Annotated in this window: 22 protein-coding genes; 16 read left to right on the top strand and 6 right to left on the bottom strand. The window is 49.8% G+C overall.

The window, feature by feature from the left end; genetic code table 11:
• The first annotated feature begins 55 nt into the window (after positions 1 to 55).
• The 5 genes from OGX91_RS23525 to OGX91_RS23505 all read left to right on the top strand — a co-directional run bounded on the left by OGX91_RS23525 (position 56) and on the right by OGX91_RS23505 (position 3,512).
• Positions 56 to 753 (top strand): IS1-like element IS1A family transposase gene (locus tag OGX91_RS23525; RefSeq protein WP_103215986.1). Its coding sequence is split into 2 segments (ribosomal slippage): positions 56 to 305 and positions 305 to 753, totalling 699 coding nucleotides; the frame shifts between segments, so codons are not numbered across the junction.
• 131 nt (positions 754 to 884) lie between these two features.
• Positions 885 to 2,027 carry a transglutaminase-like domain-containing protein gene (locus OGX91_RS23520; protein WP_040232429.1) on the top strand — a complete coding sequence of 381 codons (1,143 nt, stop codon included), beginning with the start codon at positions 885 to 887 and terminating at the stop codon, positions 2,025 to 2,027.
• Positions 2,005 to 2,361: a mercuric transporter MerT family protein gene (locus OGX91_RS23515; protein WP_040232426.1), complete on the top strand. Its 357-nt coding sequence runs from the start codon at positions 2,005 to 2,007 to the stop codon at positions 2,359 to 2,361. Before OGX91_RS23520 ends, OGX91_RS23515 begins: the two co-directional genes overlap by 23 nt.
• Positions 2,358 to 2,639 carry a heavy-metal-associated domain-containing protein gene (locus OGX91_RS23510; RefSeq protein ID WP_005127723.1) on the top strand — a complete coding sequence of 94 codons (282 nt, stop codon included), beginning with the start codon at positions 2,358 to 2,360 and terminating at the stop codon, positions 2,637 to 2,639. The genes OGX91_RS23515 and OGX91_RS23510 overlap by 4 nt, the downstream gene beginning before the upstream one ends.
• 207 nt (positions 2,640 to 2,846) lie before the next feature.
• Positions 2,847 to 3,512 carry a YecA/YgfB family protein gene (locus OGX91_RS23505; RefSeq protein WP_005127722.1) on the top strand — a complete coding sequence of 222 codons (666 nt, stop codon included), beginning with the start codon at positions 2,847 to 2,849 and terminating at the stop codon, positions 3,510 to 3,512.
• 93 nt (positions 3,513 to 3,605) lie between these two features.
• On the opposite strand, the gene tyrP is transcribed toward OGX91_RS23505, so the two are convergent.
• Positions 3,606 to 4,817, bottom strand: a complete 1,212-nt coding sequence (tyrP, locus tag OGX91_RS23500; RefSeq protein WP_005127721.1) for a tyrosine transporter TyrP — start codon at positions 4,815 to 4,817, stop codon at positions 3,606 to 3,608.
• 233 nt (positions 4,818 to 5,050) lie between these two features.
• On the opposite strand from tyrP, the gene OGX91_RS23495 reads away from it, so the two are divergent.
• A complete protein-coding gene (locus OGX91_RS23495) occupies positions 5,051 to 5,290 on the top strand; it encodes a YecH family metal-binding protein (RefSeq protein WP_005127720.1) in 240 nt (79 codons plus the stop codon).
• 45 nt (positions 5,291 to 5,335) lie between these two features.
• On the opposite strand, the gene ftnA is transcribed toward OGX91_RS23495, so the two are convergent.
• Both ftnA and yecR read right to left on the bottom strand, forming a co-directional pair.
• Entirely contained in the window at positions 5,336 to 5,833 is a 498-nt protein-coding gene (ftnA, locus tag OGX91_RS23490) for a non-heme ferritin (protein WP_005127719.1), read from the bottom strand.
• A 192-nt stretch (positions 5,834 to 6,025) separates the two neighbouring features.
• Positions 6,026 to 6,361: a YecR family lipoprotein gene (yecR, locus tag OGX91_RS23485; RefSeq protein ID WP_040232424.1), complete on the bottom strand. Its 336-nt coding sequence runs from the start codon at positions 6,359 to 6,361 to the stop codon at positions 6,026 to 6,028.
• 269 nt (positions 6,362 to 6,630) lie between these two features.
• On the opposite strand from yecR, the gene OGX91_RS23480 reads away from it, so the two are divergent.
• Positions 6,631 to 7,269 carry an RpiB/LacA/LacB family sugar-phosphate isomerase gene (locus tag OGX91_RS23480; RefSeq protein ID WP_005127717.1) on the top strand — a complete coding sequence of 213 codons (639 nt, stop codon included), beginning with the start codon at positions 6,631 to 6,633 and terminating at the stop codon, positions 7,267 to 7,269.
• A gap of 33 nt (positions 7,270 to 7,302) precedes the next feature.
• Here the strand turns inward: OGX91_RS23480 and OGX91_RS23475 are convergent, their stop codons facing one another.
• Complete coding sequence (locus OGX91_RS23475) at positions 7,303 to 8,724, bottom strand: MFS transporter (protein WP_005127711.1); 1,422 nt, start codon at positions 8,722 to 8,724, stop codon at positions 7,303 to 7,305.
• A 131-nt stretch (positions 8,725 to 8,855) separates the two neighbouring features.
• Between OGX91_RS23475 and OGX91_RS23470 the strand changes: the two genes are divergently transcribed.
• On the top strand, positions 8,856 to 9,107 hold the full coding sequence (locus tag OGX91_RS23470; RefSeq protein ID WP_005127709.1) for a DUF2766 family protein: 252 nt from the start codon (positions 8,856 to 8,858) through the stop codon (positions 9,105 to 9,107).
• A gap of 80 nt (positions 9,108 to 9,187) precedes the next feature.
• Here the strand turns inward: OGX91_RS23470 and OGX91_RS23465 are convergent, their stop codons facing one another.
• The gene (locus OGX91_RS23465; protein WP_005127707.1) at positions 9,188 to 9,691 is read right to left on the bottom strand and encodes a non-heme ferritin-like protein; all 504 of its coding nucleotides are present in this window, start codon (positions 9,689 to 9,691) and stop codon (positions 9,188 to 9,190) included.
• 545 nt (positions 9,692 to 10,236) lie between these two features.
• Between OGX91_RS23465 and OGX91_RS23460 the strand changes: the two genes are divergently transcribed.
• The 6 genes from OGX91_RS23460 (at position 10,237) to otsA (ending at position 17,098) form a co-directional block, all read left to right on the top strand.
• Positions 10,237 to 10,794, top strand: coding sequence for a DJ-1/PfpI family protein (locus OGX91_RS23460; protein ID WP_040232420.1), 558 nt, complete (start codon positions 10,237 to 10,239; stop codon positions 10,792 to 10,794).
• Positions 10,795 to 11,112: 318 nt separating this feature from the next.
• Positions 11,113 to 12,102, top strand: a complete 990-nt coding sequence (locus tag OGX91_RS23455) for an arabinose ABC transporter substrate-binding protein (protein ID WP_005127705.1) — start codon at positions 11,113 to 11,115, stop codon at positions 12,100 to 12,102.
• Positions 12,103 to 12,207: 105 nt separating this feature from the next.
• Entirely contained in the window at positions 12,208 to 13,722 is a 1,515-nt protein-coding gene (araG, locus tag OGX91_RS23450) for an arabinose ABC transporter ATP-binding protein AraG (protein ID WP_005127704.1), read from the top strand.
• A 14-nt stretch (positions 13,723 to 13,736) separates the two neighbouring features.
• Positions 13,737 to 14,723 carry an arabinose ABC transporter permease AraH gene (gene araH / locus OGX91_RS23445; protein WP_005127703.1) on the top strand — a complete coding sequence of 329 codons (987 nt, stop codon included), beginning with the start codon at positions 13,737 to 13,739 and terminating at the stop codon, positions 14,721 to 14,723.
• A 175-nt stretch (positions 14,724 to 14,898) separates the two neighbouring features.
• On the top strand, positions 14,899 to 15,702 hold the full coding sequence (gene otsB / locus OGX91_RS23440; protein ID WP_040232418.1) for a trehalose-phosphatase: 804 nt from the start codon (positions 14,899 to 14,901) through the stop codon (positions 15,700 to 15,702).
• Positions 15,677 to 17,098 (top strand): alpha,alpha-trehalose-phosphate synthase, encoded by a 1,422-nt coding sequence (gene otsA, locus OGX91_RS23435; RefSeq protein ID WP_149691559.1) that lies wholly within the window; start codon positions 15,677 to 15,679, stop codon positions 17,096 to 17,098. The genes otsB and otsA overlap by 26 nt, the downstream gene beginning before the upstream one ends.
• Here the strand turns inward: otsA and uspC are convergent, their stop codons facing one another.
• The gene (gene uspC / locus OGX91_RS23430; RefSeq protein WP_040232415.1) at positions 17,099 to 17,527 is read right to left on the bottom strand and encodes a universal stress protein UspC; all 429 of its coding nucleotides are present in this window, start codon (positions 17,525 to 17,527) and stop codon (positions 17,099 to 17,101) included. It lies immediately after the preceding gene.
• Positions 17,528 to 18,323: 796 nt separating this feature from the next.
• On the opposite strand from uspC, the gene flhD reads away from it, so the two are divergent.
• Both flhD and flhC read left to right on the top strand, forming a co-directional pair.
• Positions 18,324 to 18,665 carry a flagellar transcriptional regulator FlhD gene (flhD, locus tag OGX91_RS23425; protein ID WP_040232414.1) on the top strand — a complete coding sequence of 114 codons (342 nt, stop codon included), beginning with the start codon at positions 18,324 to 18,326 and terminating at the stop codon, positions 18,663 to 18,665.
• A 2-nt stretch (positions 18,666 to 18,667) separates the two neighbouring features.
• Entirely contained in the window at positions 18,668 to 19,246 is a 579-nt protein-coding gene (gene flhC / locus OGX91_RS23420) for a flagellar transcriptional regulator FlhC (RefSeq protein WP_005127694.1), read from the top strand.
• The last annotated feature ends 41 nt before the right edge of the window (positions 19,247 to 19,287 follow it).

Raw genomic sequence — 19,287 nt, 5'->3', positions numbered from 1 at the left:
GGTGATGCTGCCAACTTACTGATTTAGTGTATGATGGTGTTTTTGAGGTGCTCCAGTGGCTTCTGTTTCTATCAGCTGTCCCTCCTGTTCAGCTACTGACGGGGTGGTGCGTAACGGCAAAAGCACTGCCGGACATCAGCGCTATCTCTGCTCTCACTGCCGTAAAACATGGCAACTGCAGTTCACTTACACCGCTTCTCAACCCGGTACGCACCAGAAAATCATTGATATGGCCATGAATGGTGTTGGATGCCGGGCAACCGCCCGCATTATGGGCGTTGGCCTCAACACGATTTTACGTCACTTAAAAAACTCAGGCCGCAGTCGGTAACCTCGCGCATACAGCCGGGCAGTGACGTCATCGTCTGCGCGGAAATGGACGAACAGTGGGGCTATGTCGGGGCTAAATCGCGCCAGCGCTGGCTGTTTTACGCGTATGACAGGCTCCGGAAGACGGTTGTTGCGCACGTATTCGGTGAACGCACTATGGCGACGCTGGGGCGTCTTATGAGCCTGCTGTCACCCTTTGACGTGGTGATATGGATGACGGATGGCTGGCCGCTGTATGAATCCCGCCTGAAGGGAAAGCTGCACGTAATCAGCAAGCGATATACGCAGCGAATTGAGCGGCATAACCTGAATCTGAGGCAGCACCTGGCACGGCTGGGACGGAAGTCGCTGTCGTTCTCAAAATCGGTGGAGCTGCATGACAAAGTCATCGGGCATTATCTGAACATAAAACACTATCAATAAGTTGGAGTCATTACCCAGGTCTGTTATTGGTGAATAGCCTCCATCGATTCACCTTTTTTATCAGCGTCTGTCTACTGTGATGATCGCATACGGTTTCCGTAGCACAACTCTTACAACATGGACAGACACCAATGCAACGTCGACAATTTCTCAAAAATAGCGTTCTCCTTTCCGCCGCCGGTTTAGTCGGCCCAGCGGTTATCAGCCAGACGGTAAGGGCCGCAGAACTTTCAGTCGCGCCAGCCACTCGTCGGCGCTTTGTGCTAACGCAAACGTATAAGCTCAACCCACCAAAGGGTTCGAATGGTGTCGTGAAGTTGTGGATCCCTTTGCCGGTCGATACCGCATTCCAGCAAATGATAAGTCTTGCTTTTAGCGGCAATTATAAACAGGCGTATGTCACAACCAACAATGTCTATGGCGCAAAAACGTTGTTTGCAAGTTGGCCTGACTCGCAGGGAGAGTTGCTGATCAAGGTTGATCTCGACATTGAGACAGCCGATTGGGAACCACTGCAGCATGACGCGTTAAAAAACTGGCAAGCACCGGAACAGATTACTTATCCGCTGGATGCAAAACCGTATCTGCTGCCAACAACGCACACCCCGATTGATGGGCTGGTTCTGGAAACAGCGCGTAAAATTACCGGTAATGAACAAGATCCGCTGAAAAAAGCTCGCCTGATATATGAGTGGGTGAGCAGTCATATGGAGCGTGATAATGACGTTATCGGCTGCGGAACCGGGGATGTAGCGGAGATTTTGAAAAGCGGGAAGCTCAAGGGCAAATGCACCGATATGAGCTCCGTTTTTGTCGCCCTGGCCCGAGCCAGCGGCATTCCTGCTCGTGAATTGTTCGGGATTCGTCTGGGGAAAGCAAACAAACTGGAGCGCTACTCAAAAAGCGCATTTGGCAAAGCCGACAGTGCAGGTGTTGCTGATGTTAGCGGGGGTCAGCACTGCCGTGCGGAGTTCTACCTGGCGGGTTACGGCTGGTTACCGTGCGATCCGGCCGATGTGACCAAAATGCGTCTGGCGGAGAAAAAAACGCATCAGGATGCGGACGTCCAGGCGGTGAATACCTATCTGTTTGGCAACTGGGAAATGAACTGGGTTGGCTTCAACTATGGTCGTGACTTTGAACTGTACCCGGCTACTGAGCAGGGAGCAATGAACAACTTTGGTTATCCTTATGCTGAAGTAGACGGTGACCCCATCAATTTCTATGACCCGAAAGCGTTCTCTTACCACTATGTCGCAACAGAACAACGCTAAAGGGGCGGGATTGACCCTGCTGACGGCCGCCGCGGCTGCCGTCACAGCTGGCTTATGTTGCGTCGGACCGCTGCTGTATCTGCTGTTTGGTATTTCGGCGGCGAGCTTTGCCGTGTTCACTCAGTTTGAGTTTCTGCGCGTTCCCCTGATGTTGCTGTCCTTAGGGCTATTATTACGTGTTTTCTGGCGACTCTACTTTTCAAAAAAGCTATGGTGCTCCGGATGGTTGTCCCTGAAGCAAGCGCGCGTTATCTACTGGTGTGCGTTGGCGCTGATTCTGCCCGTGTTGTTTTACCCCACGATCGTGGCCTGGTTTTATGAGGTGTTTGAGTGAAGATTATTACGTTAATCGCATGTTTGCTGTTGCCATTGTGGACTCTGGCTGCCAATCAGAAAGTGGTGCTGGATATCCAAAATATGACCTGCTCGTTATGTGTCATTTCGGTCAATCAGGCGCTACGTGAAACTGATGGGGTGATTAAGGCCAAATCTTCGCTCAAGACCCGGCAGGCAGAGGCTATCGTCCCGGAGGGATTTTCCACCGACACGCTACTTAACGCGGTGGCGAAAACGGGATATACCGCAACGTTGAACCGTATTGAGCCACAATAAACCACCTTCGGGTGGTTTTGTTCTGTTTTCCGCGTATGATGCCCGGCGGCTGATGCTGCCTTTTGTGCGTTAACTACCGGAATTACCCTCGTTTCCTGTTAACCTGAATTGGCGGTACCTGTAAGCCGCTCATGCCCATTTGGATCTGTTATCCCCCCAGCCATGTAAGATAATCACAGGCGAGAATTTTTACTAAGGAAAAGCGTTATGAAAACGGGACCACTAAACGAGAGCGAGCTGGAATGGCTGGATGATGTGCTGACTAAGTACAATACGGACAAGTCTATTCTGGATGTGTCAGAGCTGGATGGCTTACTGACGGCGGTGCTCAGTTCACCGTATGAGATCGAGCCGGAGCAGTGGCTGGTCGCTATCTGGGGCGGTGCACAGTATGTTCCGCGCTGGTCCTCCGAAAAAGAAATGGCGCGTTTCATGAATCTGGCGTTCCAGCATATGGCGGATACGGCCGATCGTCTGGATGAGTTCCCGGAGCAGTTTGAACCGCTGTTCGGCCTGCGTGAAATTGAAGAGCATGAGCTGACTATTGTAGAAGAGTGGTGCTTTGGCTATATGCGAGGCGTCGCGTTGTCGGATTGGTCAACGCTACCTGATTCACTGAAACCCGCTCTCGATGCTATTGCGCTACATGGGACAGAAGAAAACTTCGAGGTGGTGGAGAAACTGACGCCAGAGGCATTTGAAGAGAGCGTGGATGCCATTCGTCTGGCGGCTCTGGATCTGCACGCTTACTGGATGGCGCATCCGCAGGAAGCACCGGTTAGCGTCCCGGTAAAAGTTGATGCCAAAGTGGGGCGCAACGACCCATGCCCGTGCGGCAGTGGTAAAAAATATAAACAGTGCTGCCTGCATTAAGGGAGAGGGGCGTAAGCCCCTTTTACTTTAATGCGCTTCTGGCAGAGTCAATGGTAGGCCTGATAAGCGAAGCGCCATCAGGCAAAATCCCCGTTAACCCACTTCAGGCAGCAGCCCTGCGGCAATAGAAAACTGCACGGCTATCACCACGATACCGCAAATAAAGACCAGCGCCAGCGCTGGCGTGCCGCCCACTACGCGGTAGTTTGCCTGTGGGTTGTGCTTTCTGCTCCGCCAGGCCAGCATGGAGGGGATCAACAGAGCCAAAACGGCCAGAGCAACGCCTGCATATCCCAGCGCCATGACAAAACCTCGCGGATAGAAAAGAGCAAATGCCAGCGGTGGCAGGAACGTCACGACGCCAGTTTGCATCCTGCCAGCCACAGTATTACGGCGCTGAAAGAGATCTGCCAGGTAATCAAATAATCCCAGTGCGACACCGAGGAAAGAGGTTGCCAGTGCGAGATCGGCAAACAGATGCACAGCCAGTTCGACGTGCGGCGAAGCCACGACTTCACGTAATGCCTGTAACAAACCGTTTAAGCCAGCGTGATTGGCTAAGAGCCCCATAAACGTTGACGAGTTAATGCTACCGAGCGTGGCCAGTTGCCAGAAAATATAAGCCACTAACGGGATGGCGCTACCGCTGATAAACACCCAGCGCAGTTTACGGATGTTGCCGTTCATGTAGCTGACGATGCTGGGCACGCTACCGTGAAAACCAAATGAGGTAAAAATAACCGGGATCGCGGAAAGCGCAAGGCCTTGTTGAAGCGGCAGGGTAAGCAAGTTCACCTTATGAATATGCGGCATCAACAGCGCGAGCATTGCCACCAGGAAGATGATTTTGGCGCTGAACAACAGACGATTGAACAAATCAACCAGTGAAGTCCCGACGCACACTACGCCACCGGCAACAAAGGTGAACAGCAATACGCCTGTGGTGGGCGAGATGCTGGTTCCGGTCCAGTCGCTGATGCTAGAGGCCAACAGCTCGCCTGCACCGCTGATGTAGGCGGCGGTCAGGGCATACATCAAGAACATCATGCTAAAGCCCGTTACCCACTGCCCGTATCGACCAAGATAGCGTTTTGCCAGTGTGCCAAGCCCGGTGTCTGCCGGTACATGTTGGTACACTTCAAGCAGCAACAGTGCGGTATAGCACATCAGGGCCCATAGCCCAACTAACAACACCAGCGTGACGCTAAACCCCACGCCTGCCGCCGCCAGCGGCATTGCCAACATACCGGCACCAATCGTGGTTCCCGCCACGATAAAAATACTACCCAGGGTTCTGTTTTTCACGCTTTCCTCTGTCCCAGAGATAATCAACGGTTATATCTGCGGCGCAGGTTAAGGCATAACGCTATTTTCGTCAAATCACCGTTACAATCGCTGTATATTAATATTTACAGATGGCTGGGGTTAAGATGTATTAAAAATGATATTTATCTGCGCTCTGCCCGCATAAACCTGCGTTAGCGCAAAGCAGCATTGTACGGTTCACATTAGGCTACGGGCTTTATTGAGGAGGTAGTATGGAATCTATTCACGGTCACGAGGTGCTCAACATGATGATTGAATCTGGTGAGCAGTATTCACATGCCAGCCTTGAGGCGGCGATTACCGCGCGTTTTGGCGAGCAGGCACGTTTTCACACCTGTTCAGCAGAAGGCATGACGGCGGGCGAACTGGTCGCGTTTTTAGCGGCGAAAGGGAAGTTTATTGCCAAAGAAGACGGCTTCTCTACGCATGAAAGCAAGATCTGCCGCCACTAAGATTCTCGAATAACGGTGGCAAACGGCCACCGTTACCCAACAACATTAATTCTGTGTATCAAGGGTTGCCAGTTCTTTATCGATGAAATAAAGACCTTCGCCACTTTTACCGGCCAGCGATAGCTTATCGATGACGGATTTAAATAATTTCTCTTCTTCGTGCTGCTCAGCAACATACCATTGCAGGAAATTAAAGGTCGGATAATCCTGGTGGGTCATTGCCGCATGCGCCAGTTCATTAATTTTCTGCGTGATCAATTGTTCGTGCTCATAGGTGACACGGAACAGTTCATCCAAGGACGCATATTCTGCAAACGGTGAAGAAACGGTATTAATACGCGGCAGGCTGCCGGTATCCGTCAGGTAATCGAACAGACGCTGCATATGCGTCATCTCTTCCTGGGCGTGGCGACGCAGAAACGCGGCGGCACCTTCAAAGCTGTGATAGCTGCACCACGCACTCATCTGTTGGTAGAGCAGGGACGAATATAATTCAAGATTCATTTGCTCATTCAGTTTATCGATCATTTCTGTTTTCAGCATGGTTCTGCTCCACGAACGGTATTATATATTGACGTGGCGCCACTATAAGTTGTTATTTAATTATTTGCAAAAGGTAAAATAATAAATTTAATTATTAAAAATGCGAATGGGAATAAAACGCATTAGCGCTATTAAATTGATGATATAAATAAAAATAGAATAGATGACCAGCAGAAGTGCTGGTCGGAATGATTAATAATGGAAAGTAGAAGTTTGTGGTACGGCAACACCGTGACACTGCCAGGACTGCGTGATTTTGGTATTCAAACACAGAGAACCCGCATAAACGCTGCAGGTCGCAACCGGCTGGCCAAATCCGACTGCACTGGCATAACCCATGCGCTGACATGCTTTTGTCGCAGTTCCCTGAGCAACATAGTCGTCGGTACGTGCTGTTTGTAGCATGGCCTGGTTGTAAGTCAGACGAACCACGCCGGTAATGTTGCTGGCTTCGCTGACCTGAGCCTGCTTAGTGATAGTGCATCCCGTCAGCATGAGCGGTAAGAGGGCAAGAATAAAGGTCTTCATGAAATCGCTCTGAAAAATCGGTGATACGCTATCCTGACATACATCACGGCTAGTCAATGGCCTGAATAGCCAGAAGATCACCTGCGATTAATCACAACGACACCCTGTTTATGAGTTAAATCTGAAGGCTGGCGCAAAAACCGTGAGCATCTCGATATTTTATGAAACTTAATTTCATAAAATTTGAAAGCTGATTTGCTAAATAGTAATGTGACTGAAATGTCATGAGTTACGGCGGAACCTCCGCGACGCATTCAGGAGAATACACAATGAAAATTGCACTGATGATGGAAAACAGCCAGGCAAGCAAAAACGCGATAATTCACCATGAGCTTAAGTCTGTCGCGGATGAAAAAGGTTTTCCTGTGTTCAATGTCGGGATGAGCGACGAAAACGATCACCATCTGACTTACATCCATTTAGGGATCATGGCCAGCATTCTGCTCAATTCAAAAGCGATTGATTTCGTTGTCACGGGCTGCGGTACGGGTCAGGGGGCAATGATGTCACTGAATATTCACCCAGGCGTTGTGTGTGGCTACTGCCTTGATCCCGCGGATGCGTTCCTGTTTGCGCAGATAAACAACGGTAATGCGCTCTCGCTGGCCTTTGCGAAAGGGTTTGGCTGGGGGGCTGAATTGAACGTCCGGTATATGTTTGAAAAAGCGTTTACCGGTCGTAATGGTGAAGGTTATCCGCCGGAGCGTAAAGACCCGCAGGTGCGTAATGCGGGGATTTTAAACCAGGTGAAAGCGGCAGTAGTAAAAGAAAATTATCTTGATACCCTGCGCGCTATCGATCCTGAACTGGTGAAAACCGCCGTTTCCGGCCCACGTTTCCAGCAGTGTTTCTTTGAAAACTGCCAGGATAAAGCGATTGAAGCCTTTGTCCGTGAAGTTATTGGCTAAACCCGGTTGGCCCGATGGCGTGGACTATCGGGCTTATCGACGCTTATTTGACACTGCGCTTCCCGCATCGCGGGTAAGTCGCAGGGTATCAACCATTCCTATCAGGCAAATCATGGCGATAGCGACGAATGCCAGCCGGAAACTGATGCCGGGTATTGCACCCAGTGACAACCATTCACTCACTTGATCCCCGATACGGATCCCGATAGCCGCCAACGAAATCCCTAATCCAACAGCCAGTTGCGTCGCTGTACTAAACAGCGTATTGGCATAGCTCATCTGCGATGCAGGAACATCCGCAAATGCCAACGTGCTGACACCGGTAAACTGAATTGAGCGAAAAACGCCGCCCAGATACAGCACCAGTAAAATTACCCATACGGGAGTTTGCGGCGTGATCAGCGCACAGGCCAATAGCGCCAGCACATTAAGCGCGCCATTTATCAACAGCAGTTTTTTAAAGCCTAACCAACGTATTAACGGCGTAGTAGCGGGTTTAATCGTCAGGTTGCCAACAAACACGGCCAACACCAGCGAACCGGCATGGAAAGCATTCATACCAAACCCAACCTGAAACATCAGTGGCAACAGAAAGGGTACCGCACTGATAGAGGCACGAAACAGCGAGCCTCCGTACATCGTGACACGAAATGTAGGCACACGCATGGCATCCAGACGAATCATTGGCCACGCGGATTGGCGAAAATGGTGCAGGGCGAACAGGAACGTGGCTATTCCAAGTGTCAGAAGTCCTGCTGTTAACCAGCCTTGCGGTTGTTGGGTTCCCAGCAGTTCCATCGCATAGACCAGACTGACCATCGCGACCGATGTGGCAATAAAGCCGGGAAAATCGAACGGGCGACGCTCGTCATCATGAATATCCGGGATAAAACGCAGCGCCAGCGCTATCGCCAGCAACCCCAGTGGCACATTAATAAAGAAGATCCAGCGCCAGTTGGCATAACTGGTAATAAATCCGCCCAAGGGGGGGCCAATTATTGGTGCCACTAAGGCAGGCCAGGTCAGGGTGGCGATCGCGGTGATCAACTGATGTTTAGGCGTGGTACGCAGAACGGCGAGGCGGCCGACCGGCACCATCAGTGCCCCTCCGACACCCTGTAAAATGCGCATTGCCACAAAGACTTCAATACTGGTGGCGAGTCCGCATAAAACTGAGGCGAAGGTAAAGATCGCCAGTGCCAGGGTAAACACTTTTCGGGCACCAAAACGATCGGCAATCCAGCCACTGGCAGGGATGAGAACCGCCAGCGTGATCAGATAAGCACTGATGCCGATGTTCAGATCAACGGCCTGCACGCCGAAACTTTTTGCCATATCGGGCAAGGCCGTCGCAATCACCGTGCCATCGATGAACTCCATAAAGAAGGCCCCAGCGACCAGTAGTGCAGCCGGAGAAAGACCCCGCTTATTCTCAACCGCTAAATGTTCACTCATGTTGTGCTTGCCATCTCAAACGAAATTAACTGGGTCTGTTTTTTTATTTTCAGCGCGGTTGTACTGCTTGCACCGCTACCGTTTCGAGCGCTGAATAGGTACTATGACGACCTTTCTATAAGGAGCTCATTATGTCCCAAACACTGAATGCCGATCAGGAACTGCTCTCGGACGTTGTTGCCTGCCAGTTGGTTATCAAGCAAATTCTGGATGTTATTGATGTTATTGCCCCGGTAGAAGTTCGGGAAAAAATGTCCAGTCAACTGAAAAGCATCGACTTTTCCAGCCATCCAGCGGGCGCTGATCCCGTTACGATGCGCGCAATTCAAAAAGCGGTTGCGTTGATCGAGCTGAAATTCACCCCGCAGAATGAGTCTCACTAAAATAAACCGTTGTTTCAGGTTTTAGAAAGGTTTTTTTACGCCTCTCAGAACGGGAGGCGCAGATTTGTCGCGATCGGATATCAGTGATGTTGGTAGTTTACGACGTTTAGCAAATGCTTATCCGTTTGCGCCATACACAGTCCAGCACGTTTAGCGCTACGAACTTCATCAAGAATCGTTTGTAGCAGCACGCCATCCTGCTGCTGTTCTTTTTCCAGATCATGAAGAAAATCAACGGTTGACGCGTCGTTCAACGCTTCTGCCTCATCCGTCAGACGCGACAGCGTACGGGAACGCTGCTGATATTCTTCCAGCGTTTTCTGAAACAGCTCTTCAAGGGACGTTAGGTCATCACCGGGAACATCGATGGCTTTGACGATGGGGTTAGCCCCTGCGCTTTTCATAAAATTAAACATACGCATCATTTGCGTCACGTTACCCTGCGCCTGAGCGCGCAGAAACGTCGCGGTACCTGTCAGGCTGTGTTCGTAGCACCATTCACTGAGGTGAAGGTAGAGATTCGATGCGTAAAACTCAAGATTCATTTGCGTGTTGAGTTTGTGAACAATTCCAACTGCAGCCATATCAATATCCTTATTTCAGAAAGGTGAAGTACGTCACCAACGCCAGTACAACGGGCTGCCGTTGTACTTCACATCTACGTACGAGTAATACTGTTAGCAGAATAAATCCGTTCCGCCGGTCCTTTAGATGATCACGAATTATATTCGCTTCCGATCGTGATTCAGCATAGCGCGTGCCTGGCATCAAGAGAATCCTTAAAACCACCTATTTATGTTTTTTTACATATTGGCATAACAATATGCTTAGCCATGTCGTTTCGATATATAAGTGATGTGAATGTAATTTGATGATTTATAATGTATTTATTTAAAATGCAGATAGTGAAATGACGTTTCAATTCTCAAAATTAAATTTCATGCCGCGGTATTCTATGACATCTGGTGATTATCACTGTGGGTTTTGATGGGAATTTCCCGGTGAAGTGATGTGTCTGGAAATTATCTGCAACCTAATTTCTTGCGCCAGATCATTTTTAATAAATTTAATGGAATGAATTATTCGGCATTTTTTGTTGGATATCGGTGGATAAATCGAGGAGTTGTATATGAAGAAGGTGGCGGTGTTGCTGGCACCCGGTTTTGAAGAAGCTGAAGCCATTGTTACTATTGATATTCTACGTCGCCTGCAAATTGAGGTTGAGACGCTGGCCTGCGCTGAGTCTCGGGCGGTGGTGAGCTATCATGACGTGCCTATGGTGACCGACAATACGCTGGAGGCCCGTCGGGATGCCTTTTACGATGCGATCGTGTTGCCAGGAGGACCACAGGGTAGCGTAAATCTTGCCGCCAGTGCTGCAGTCGTCCAGTTTGTCTCTCGCCATGACGATGCAGGAAAACTGATTTGCCCGGTTTGTTCGGCAGCCGCGCGGGTGCTGGCGGGTAATGGGTTGTTGAAAGGACGGCGCTACGTGTGTTCAGGTGAGCTGTGGCAAACCATCACTGACGGCGAGTATGTCGATGCGGCTGTTGTTGAAGATGGCAATCTTATCAGTGGCAAAGGGCTGGGCCATATTTTTGATTTTGCGTTTACGCTTTCTGCTCGTCTGTTAGACGACGATATCCCTGTGCGCGATCACGCTGACCATATTTATTACCCCTGGTAATCATTGGACTCCCGGATGTTTCGATATTCGGGAACAAGGATTCACTGGCTGATGTTATGGATTAATCTGCTATTTCTTATTTTTTCCATTCTGAAAATTGTGTTTTTTTATGTCATTTCCCGCTGAATTTATGTACGCAACTACTGTAATTTCAGGGTGTGATGCCGCTCTCTTATGGAGAATCAATTTCCCGCTAAAAATACTCTCAGCACTGGCATTGATCTTATCAATAAAAGGTAATGCCTTGTTTTACGTCCGGATTACAAAAAATCGTTTGATTTTACCCTACATAAAAGAACGTTAAAGCTGGAGTTAACCATGCACAAATTCACTAAAGCGCTGGCGGCCATCGGTCTGGCTGCCATTATGTCACAATCCGCTATCGCAGAATCCATGAAGCTCGGTTTCCTGGTCAAACAACCGGAAGAGCCCTGGTTCCAGACAGAGTGGAAGTTTGCTGATAAAGCCGGTAAAGACCTTGGGTTTGAGGTGATTAAAATTGCCGTTCCAGACGGCGAGAAAACCCTGAATGCCATCGACAGCCTGGCGGCAAGCGGTGCAAAAGGATTTGTAATTTGTACGCCGGACCCAAAACTTGGGCCTGCTATTATGGCAAAGGCACGTGGCTATGACATGAAAGTCATCGCGGTTGACGATCAGTTCGCCAATGCGAAAGGTAAGCCGATGGATACTGTGCCATTGGTGATGATGGCAGCAACCAAAATTGGTGAACGCCAGGGCCAGGAACTGTACAAAGAGATGCAGAAACGTGGCTGGGATGTGAAATCTTCCGCTGTAATGGCGATTACCGCAAACGAACTGGATACCGCGCGCCGTCGTACATCGGGTTCGATGGAAGCGCTTAAAGCTGCAGGCTTCCCGGAAAAACAGATCTATCAGGTCCCAACCAAATCTAATGATATCCCTGGCGCATTCGACGCCGCAAACTCCATGCTGGTGCAACATCCTGAAGTTAAACACTGGCTGATTGTCGGTATGAACGACAACACCGTGCTGGGTGGCGTGCGTGCTACCGAAGGGCAGGGGTTTAAAGCAGCAAACGTGATTGGTATCGGTATTAACGGTGTTGATGCAATTAGCGAACTCTCAAAAGCGGAAGCCACCGGATTCTACGGTTCACTGCTGCCTAGCCCGGACGTTCACGGTTATAAATCCAGCGAAATGCTCTACAACTGGGTCACCAAAGGCGCAGAACCGCCGGTGTTTACTGAAGTTACCGATGTGGTGTTGATTACCCGCGACAACTTCAAAGAAGAACTGGCGAAAAAAGGCTTAGGCGGCAAATAACTCAACTGCCGTAAAACGATCTTATCCGGCCTACAAATAACGCCCTTAGTAGGCCGGATGAGGCTACGCCGCCATCCGGCAACCGTTTAGATCCACGGAGACGTTATGCAACAGTCTACCCCGTATCTCTCATTTCGCGGCATCGGCAAAACCTTCCCTGGCGTAAAAGCGCTAACGGATATTAGTTTCGACTGCTATGCCGGTCAGGTGCATGCACTGATGGGTGAAAATGGCGCAGGGAAATCAACATTATTAAAAATTCTCAGCGGTAACTACGCGCCAACCACGGGATCTATAGCGATCCGCGGACAGGAAGTTTCGTTTGCGGACACAACCACTGCGCTGAATGCCGGTGTCGCCATTATTTACCAGGAATTGCATCTGGTGCCGGAAATGACCGTCGCCGAGAACATCTATTTAGGTCAGCTTCCGCATAAGGGTGGGATTGTGAACCGCTCGTTGTTGAACTACGAGGCGGGGCTGCAGTTAAAGCATCTGGGAATGGATATCGATCCTGATATTCCGTTGAAGTATCTCTCCATCGGTCAGTGGCAAATGGTGGAGATTGCTAAGGCGCTGGCGCGTAATGCCAAGATTATCGCTTTTGATGAACCCACCAGCTCTCTTTCCGCCAGGGAGATTGACAATCTGTTTCGCGTAATTCGTGAGCTACGCAATGAGGGCCGCATCATTCTGTACGTTTCCCACCGCATGGAGGAGATTTTCGCCCTCAGCGATGCCATAACGGTGTTTAAGGATGGGCAATACGTCAAAACGTTTACGGATATGCAGCAGGTTGATCACGACGCACTGGTACAGGCGATGGTGGGGCGTGATCTTGGGGACATCTATGGCTGGAAAGCCAGACCTTATGGCGCGGAGCGTCTGCGTCTGCATGAGGTAAAAGCGCCAGGCGTGCGCACCCCGATCAGCTTATCGGTGCGTAGCGGCGAAATTGTCGGACTGTTCGGCCTGGTTGGTGCCGGACGTAGCGAATTAATGAAAGGTCTGTTTGGCGGGACGCGTATCACGCAAGGCCAGGTGTTTATTGACGAACAGGCGATAGATATCCGCAAACCCAGTCACGCCATTGAAGCAGGCATGATGCTGTGTCCGGAGGATCGTAAAGCCGAAGGGATCATCCCGGTCCATTCGGTACGTAACAACATCAATATTAGTGCGCGCCGTAAACATGTCATGGGGGGATGTCTGATCAACAACGGCTGGGAAGAGACCAATGCTGACCATCATATCCGTTCACTTAACATTAAAACGCCGGGTGCAGAGCAACTGATCATGAACCTCTCTGGCGGTAATCAGCAAAAGGCCATTTTGGGGCGTTGGTTATCGGAAGAGATGAAAGTGATTTTGCTGGATGAGCCCACCCGCGGCATTGATGTCGGTGCGAAGCATGAAATTTATAACGTGATTTATGCCCTGGCTGCGCGCGGTGTTGCCGTGCTGTTTGCCTCCAGTGACCTGCCGGAAGTTCTTGGTGTCGCCGACCGCATTGTGGTGATGAGAGAAGGTGAGATCGCAGGTGAATTACTTCATGAACAGGCGGATGAACGCCAGGCGTTGAGCCTTGCTATGCCTAAAGTCAGCCAGGCAGTTGCCTGAATAAGGAGAATATGATGTCTTCCGTTTCTACATCGGGTTCAGGCGCTGCGAAGTCGGCGCTAAATCTTGGCCGAATTTGGGATCAGTACGGGATGCTGGTGGTGTTTGCCGTGTTGTTCCTGGTTTGCGCTATTTTTGTGCCAAACTTTGCGACTTTCATCAACATGAAGGGGCTGGGACTGGCGGTATCTATGTCGGGTATGGTTGCGTGCGGGATGTTATTTTGCCTGGCATCCGGCGACTTTGACCTCTCGGTAGCGTCTGTTATTGCCTGCGCAGGGGTGACGACGGCCGTGGTCATTAATATGACCGAAAGCCTGTGGATTGGCGTGGCGTCAGGGTTGTTGCTCGGCGTTCTGTGCGGTCTGGTGAATGGTTTCGTGATTGCACGCTTAAAAATTAACGCGTTGATCACGACACTCGCCACCATGCAAATTGTTCGTGGTCTGGCCTACATTATCTCCGACGGTAAAGCGGTGGGAATCGAAGACGAGCGCTTCTTTACGCTTGGCTATGCCAACTGGTTAGGACTGCCGGCGCCGATCTGGTTAACCGTGGGCTGTTTTATTATTTTTGGCCTGCTGTTGAATAAAACCACGTTTGGTCGCAATACGCTGGCGATTGGGGGCAATGAGGAGGCGGCTCGTCTGGCTGGGGTGCCGGTCGTTCGCACTAAGATTATTATCTTTATCCTTTCCGGTCTGGTATCCGCCGTGGCGGGGATTATCCTGGCATCACGTATGACCAGCGGCCAGCCAATGACCTCTATCGGTTATGAGCTGATCGTGATTTCTGCCTGTGTGTTAGGCGGCGTTTCGCTCAAAGGCGGCATCGGAAAAATCTCATATGTCGTCGCAGGGGTGTTGATTCTGGGGACGGTTGAGAACGCGATGAACCTGCTGAATATCTCTCCATTCGCACAGTATGTGGTGCGAGGTTTGATCCTGCTGGCAGCGGTGATCTTCGACCGCTACAAACAAAAAGCTAAGCGTACTGTTTAATGATTTAAATCCCAACTTTTTAGTCTAGCTTCCGCTTATCGCCAGCCGCTACCCGGCTGGCGATTGTTTTTCTAAATGGCGAACACGGTCACACTGTCTATACTTATACCCGTCATACATCCTATATACGGCGCGATCCGCGCGGCGTACAGACCATGACGAGGAGGAGAATCGGGTGACAGCATCGCTAACCTTACCCCCTGAGCATCCCACAAACTGTGCTTATTTTTTCGATCTCGATGGCACACTGGCTGAAATCAAACCGCATCCTGACCAGGTTGTTGTTCCACAGACCATTCTGCAGTTATTACATCGCCTGGCCACGCAAAATGCGGGTGCTGTGGCATTGATTTCAGGGCGCTCAATGGCAGAGCTTGACGCACTCACCACCCCTTATCGTTTCCCGCTCGCCGGGGTGCATGGGGCAGAACGCCGTGACATCAATGGTCAAACCCATATTGTGCATTTGCCTGCGGCGGTCGAGCGCGAAGCGGGGGCGTTATTGCATGCGGCGCTGGCGACGTTACCGGGGACAACGCTTGAAACTAAAGGCATGGCTTTCGCTCTGCACTACCGGCAGGCGCCTGAGCATGAGGCCGCGCTGCTGGCGTTGGCTGAACGTATTACCCATATCTGGCCGCAATTGGCATTGCAGCCCGGGAAGTGTGTGGTGGAAATCAAATCACAGGACACCAATAAAGGAGACGCAATTGCGGCATTTATGCAGGAAGCGCCATTTGTCGGACGGACCCCTGTTTTTGTTGGTGATGATCTGACCGATGAAACAGGTTTTGCCGTGGTCAATCGCGCCGGTGGTATCTCGGTAAAAGTGGGAAGCGGGGAGACTCAGGCGACATGGCGCCTGGCTGCTGTCAGGAACGTCTGGCATTGGCTGGAACAAATCAACTGTCCGCAGCAGGAACAAGAAGCAACGAATGACAGGAGAGGTGGCTATGAGTCGTTTAGTCGTAGTATCTAACCGCATCGCCTCACCGGATGACAAAGGCAGTGCTGGCGGCCTTGCTGTAGGTGTGCTGGACGCCCTGAAGGCGGCTGGCGGCCTGTGGTTCGGCTGGAGCGGTGATACAGGCAATGAGGAACAACCGTTAAAAAAGGTTACCCGTGGCAACATCACCTGGGCATCGTTTAATCTGAGTGAACAGGATTACGAGGAGTATTACTGCCAGTTTTCGAATGCCGTGTTATGGCCTGCGTTCCATTATCGACTGGACCTGGTACAGTTTCAGCGTAGTGCCTGGGAAGGCTACCAGCGGGTTAATGCCTTACTGGTTGATAAGCTGCTGCCACTGCTTAGCGATGACGATATCATCTGGGTTCACGATTATCACTTGTTACCCTTTGCCTGCGAGCTACGCAAACGTGGTGTGAATAATCGCATCGGTTTTTTTCTGCATATTCCTTTTCCGACACCCGAAATTTTCAATGCGTTGCCGCCACATCAGGCGTTGCTTGAGCAACTGTGCGACTTTGATTTATTGGGCTTTCAAACCGACAACGATCGCCAGGCTTTTCTTGACTGTCTGACGGCGCAAACTCAGGTAACTACGCCCAGCGAGAAACAACATCTGGCCTGGGGTAAAGCGTTCCGCACGGAAGTTTATCCTATTGGTATTGCACCTGAAGAGATTGCACGGCAAGCATCAGGATCGCTACCGCCGAAACTGGCGCAGTTAAAAGCAGAGCTTAAAAATGTGAAAAATATCTTCTCTGTTGAGCGACTGGATTACTCCAAAGGCCTGCCGGAGCGCTTTCAGGCCTACGAGGCGCTGTTGGAACAGTTTCCCCAGCATCACGGTAAGATTCGTTATACGCAGATAGCACCGACCTCGCGTGAGGAGGTACAGGCTTATCAGGATATTCGTCATCAGTTAGAGACCGAGGCCGGGCGGATCAATGGTAAATACGGGCAACTGGGCTGGACGCCGCTGTACTACCTGAATCAGTATTTTGACCGTAAATTACTGATGAAGGTCTTCCGTTACTCAGATGTTGGACTGGTGACGCCACTGCGCGATGGCATGAATCTGGTGGCCAAGGAGTTTGTCGCCGCACAGGATCCTGCTAACCCCGGCGTTCTGGTGCTCTCGCAGTTTGCCGGGGCTGCGAATGAGTTGACTTCTGCACTCATTGTAAACCCTTATGATCGGGATGACGTCGCAGGCGCATTAAACCTGGCTCTGACGATGCCGCTTGCCGAGCGCATTTCCCGTCATGCGGCAATGCTGCAGACTATCGTTAAAAATGATATCAACAACTGGCAGGCGAGATTTATTTGCGATCTGAAGAACATCGCATCGCGTCATACGGAAAACCTGTCGCCTGACCCGCAGACAGCCTGCAGCAAACTGGCGTGATTAATCGCCGGCAAGCGGCACCAGCAACACATCAACCTGGCTTGCGCTGACCACGCTTTTCGCTGAGCAGGAGGCTCGCGAAAAGAAACTGTGGTTATGGTTGCCATAAATCACCAGATCAACCTCGTGTTTGCGGCATACATCCAGAATGTGGTCGTTCAATGCCCCATAGGTAATAAACGTGTGCTCAATGGGGTACTGTGCCTCTTTGCTTAACTGATCGAGAAAATTATGGGTCTCTTCTTGCATGACTTCCCGCAGATCTTCCAGCATTGGGGCGGCAAACTGGTTATACAGTTCAGGATCTGAAACCAGGGTTATCAGACTAATGCGGGCGTTGACAGGGCGAGCGATTGAAACAGCCTTTGCTAACAGTTGGTGACTTTCGGGGGTGGCGGCAACAGCGACAAGAATGTGCGCATAGCTCATAACTCGCTCCTTTTGTTCATGAATTATGAGAGAACTCTTCAGTTTTGATCGTATAACGCCATACTGCTACGTTTCGTACGGTAATTGTGTGAATGCCATCATGATTATTCATTAATTATTCTTATAAATAGAATAATCACTTCATATAAGCTGTAAATCTGTTCGGATGATTTAAGTTAAACTCATCTCTAATAAAAACAATTTGTTAATAAAAAGTATACATCATTTAACATTTAAACGGTTATCACAGCCCGGTATTAATTAATCAGTCTTAATATTTAAGTCTTTGTTTATAAAGAATTTAATGCGGAGTGTTATTTCATATTAAATCTGTGAGCCAGCTCGCTATTTTAGCGCGTGATATTAACGTTCGTAAACAGAATACTATTCGATTTTATTGCAAGATTATTCGTATGGCTGGAATCGAAAAAGATAATGGTGGTTTAAAAAATAGCCAAAATAAAAGCTGTGCTGATGGATTTATGTTAAGTGTTCAGCTTGATTATGTGATCTGCGTCACATATTCTTTAAATTCGCAGCATGGCTACGTTGTATGTGTAACGGGGGGCGGGTAGAGTTGCGTCGAATTAGGAAAAATCTTAGACATTTGTAAGAAATGATGTGAGCTTGTAAGGGGCGCGGCATTCTAAGAAAGGAATGTTAAGACAACGCGTAAGCGCCATCACGTTGCTATGTATTTGACCTTTTGCTTTTTTTTTTACCGGGCCTTCCCGGCGACATCACGGGGTGCGGTTCTGCCGCATGAAAATAATGTTGGTTATTATGGATGCAAATAATGCATACATCCGAGTTGCTGAAACACATTTATGACATCAATTTGTCGTATTTATTGCTAGCACAGCGTTTGATCGTTCAGGACAAAGCGTCTGCAATGTTCCGCTTGGGTATCAGCGAGGAGATGGCAGATACATTGGCAACATTAACACTTCCTCAAATGGTCAAATTGGCTGAAACCAATCAACTGGTATGCCATTTCCGTTTCGACGATCATCAGACTGTAACGCGTTTGACGCAAGATTCCCGCGTTGACGATCTTCAGCAAATTCATACCGGTATTATGCTTTCAACACGCCTGCTTAACGATATCGATGACGCAGCGCGTAAGAAAAGGGCTTGATGATGAGCGAAAAAAGCATTGTTCAGGAAGCGCGTGATATCCAGTTAGCGATGGAATTAATCACATTGGGCGCCCGTTTGCAAATGCTGGAAAGCGAAACGCAATTAAGCCGTGGCCGACTCATCAAGCTGTACAAAGAATTACGCGGTAGTCCTCCGCCAAAAGGGATGCTTCCGTTTTCCACCGACTGGTTTATGACGTGGGAACAAAATATTCATGCATCGATGTTTTGTAATGCATGGCAATTTCTGCTTAAAACCGGTTTGTGCAGCGGCGTGGATGCCGTGATTAAAGCGTATCGGTTATATCTTGAGCAGTGTCCGCAGCCAGAAGAAGGGCCATTGTTGGCGCTTACTCGTGCGTGGACCCTTGTCCGTTTTGTTGACAGTGGTTTACTTGAATTGTCCGCCTGTAACTGCTGCGGCGGAAATTTCATTACCCACGCGCACCAACCCGCAGGCAGCTTTGCCTGCAGTTTATGTCAGCCGCCATCGCGAGCCGTAAAAAGACGTAAACTTTCCCAGAATGCTGCCGATATTATTCCACAACTGCTGGATGAACAGATCGAACAGGCTGTTTAACTGAAACGGTGTGGATAAACACTCCAGCAGCGGTAAGCGAT

The organism is Citrobacter sp. Cpa228, from assembly GCF_030333085.1.
Classification (GTDB): Bacteria; Pseudomonadota; Gammaproteobacteria; order Enterobacterales; family Enterobacteriaceae; genus Citrobacter; species Citrobacter pasteurii.
The sequence above is the reverse complement of the archived record's forward strand: the minus strand, read 5'-3'. Positions and strand labels throughout refer to the sequence as shown.

Excerpts from the sequence above, each read along its gene's own strand:
- OGX91_RS23520 (WP_040232429.1), top strand. The coding sequence starts at position 885 with ATGCAACGTCGACAATTTCTCAAAAATAGCGTTCTCCTTTCCGCCGCC.
- OGX91_RS23515 (WP_040232426.1), top strand. The coding sequence starts at position 2,005 with ATGTCGCAACAGAACAACGCTAAAGGGGCGGGATTGACCCTGCTGACG.
- OGX91_RS23505 (WP_005127722.1), top strand. The coding sequence starts at position 2,847 with ATGAAAACGGGACCACTAAACGAGAGCGAGCTGGAATGGCTGGATGAT.
- OGX91_RS23495 (WP_005127720.1), top strand. The coding sequence starts at position 5,051 with ATGGAATCTATTCACGGTCACGAGGTGCTCAACATGATGATTGAATCT.
- ftnA (WP_005127719.1), bottom strand. The coding sequence starts at position 5,833 with ATGCTGAAAACAGAAATGATCGATAAACTGAATGAGCAAATGAATCTT.
- yecR (WP_040232424.1), bottom strand. The coding sequence starts at position 6,361 with ATGAAGACCTTTATTCTTGCCCTCTTACCGCTCATGCTGACGGGATGC.
- OGX91_RS23480 (WP_005127717.1), top strand. The coding sequence starts at position 6,631 with ATGAAAATTGCACTGATGATGGAAAACAGCCAGGCAAGCAAAAACGCG.
- OGX91_RS23475 (WP_005127711.1), bottom strand. The coding sequence starts at position 8,724 with ATGAGTGAACATTTAGCGGTTGAGAATAAGCGGGGTCTTTCTCCGGCT.
- OGX91_RS23470 (WP_005127709.1), top strand. The coding sequence starts at position 8,856 with ATGTCCCAAACACTGAATGCCGATCAGGAACTGCTCTCGGACGTTGTT.
- OGX91_RS23465 (WP_005127707.1), bottom strand. The coding sequence starts at position 9,691 with ATGGCTGCAGTTGGAATTGTTCACAAACTCAACACGCAAATGAATCTT.
- OGX91_RS23460 (WP_040232420.1), top strand. The coding sequence starts at position 10,237 with ATGAAGAAGGTGGCGGTGTTGCTGGCACCCGGTTTTGAAGAAGCTGAA.
- OGX91_RS23455 (WP_005127705.1), top strand. The coding sequence starts at position 11,113 with ATGCACAAATTCACTAAAGCGCTGGCGGCCATCGGTCTGGCTGCCATT.
- araG (WP_005127704.1), top strand. The coding sequence starts at position 12,208 with ATGCAACAGTCTACCCCGTATCTCTCATTTCGCGGCATCGGCAAAACC.
- araH (WP_005127703.1), top strand. The coding sequence starts at position 13,737 with ATGTCTTCCGTTTCTACATCGGGTTCAGGCGCTGCGAAGTCGGCGCTA.
- otsA (WP_149691559.1), top strand. The coding sequence starts at position 15,677 with ATGAGTCGTTTAGTCGTAGTATCTAACCGCATCGCCTCACCGGATGAC.
- uspC (WP_040232415.1), bottom strand. The coding sequence starts at position 17,527 with ATGAGCTATGCGCACATTCTTGTCGCTGTTGCCGCCACCCCCGAAAGT.
- flhD (WP_040232414.1), top strand. The coding sequence starts at position 18,324 with ATGCATACATCCGAGTTGCTGAAACACATTTATGACATCAATTTGTCG.
- flhC (WP_005127694.1), top strand. The coding sequence starts at position 18,668 with ATGAGCGAAAAAAGCATTGTTCAGGAAGCGCGTGATATCCAGTTAGCG.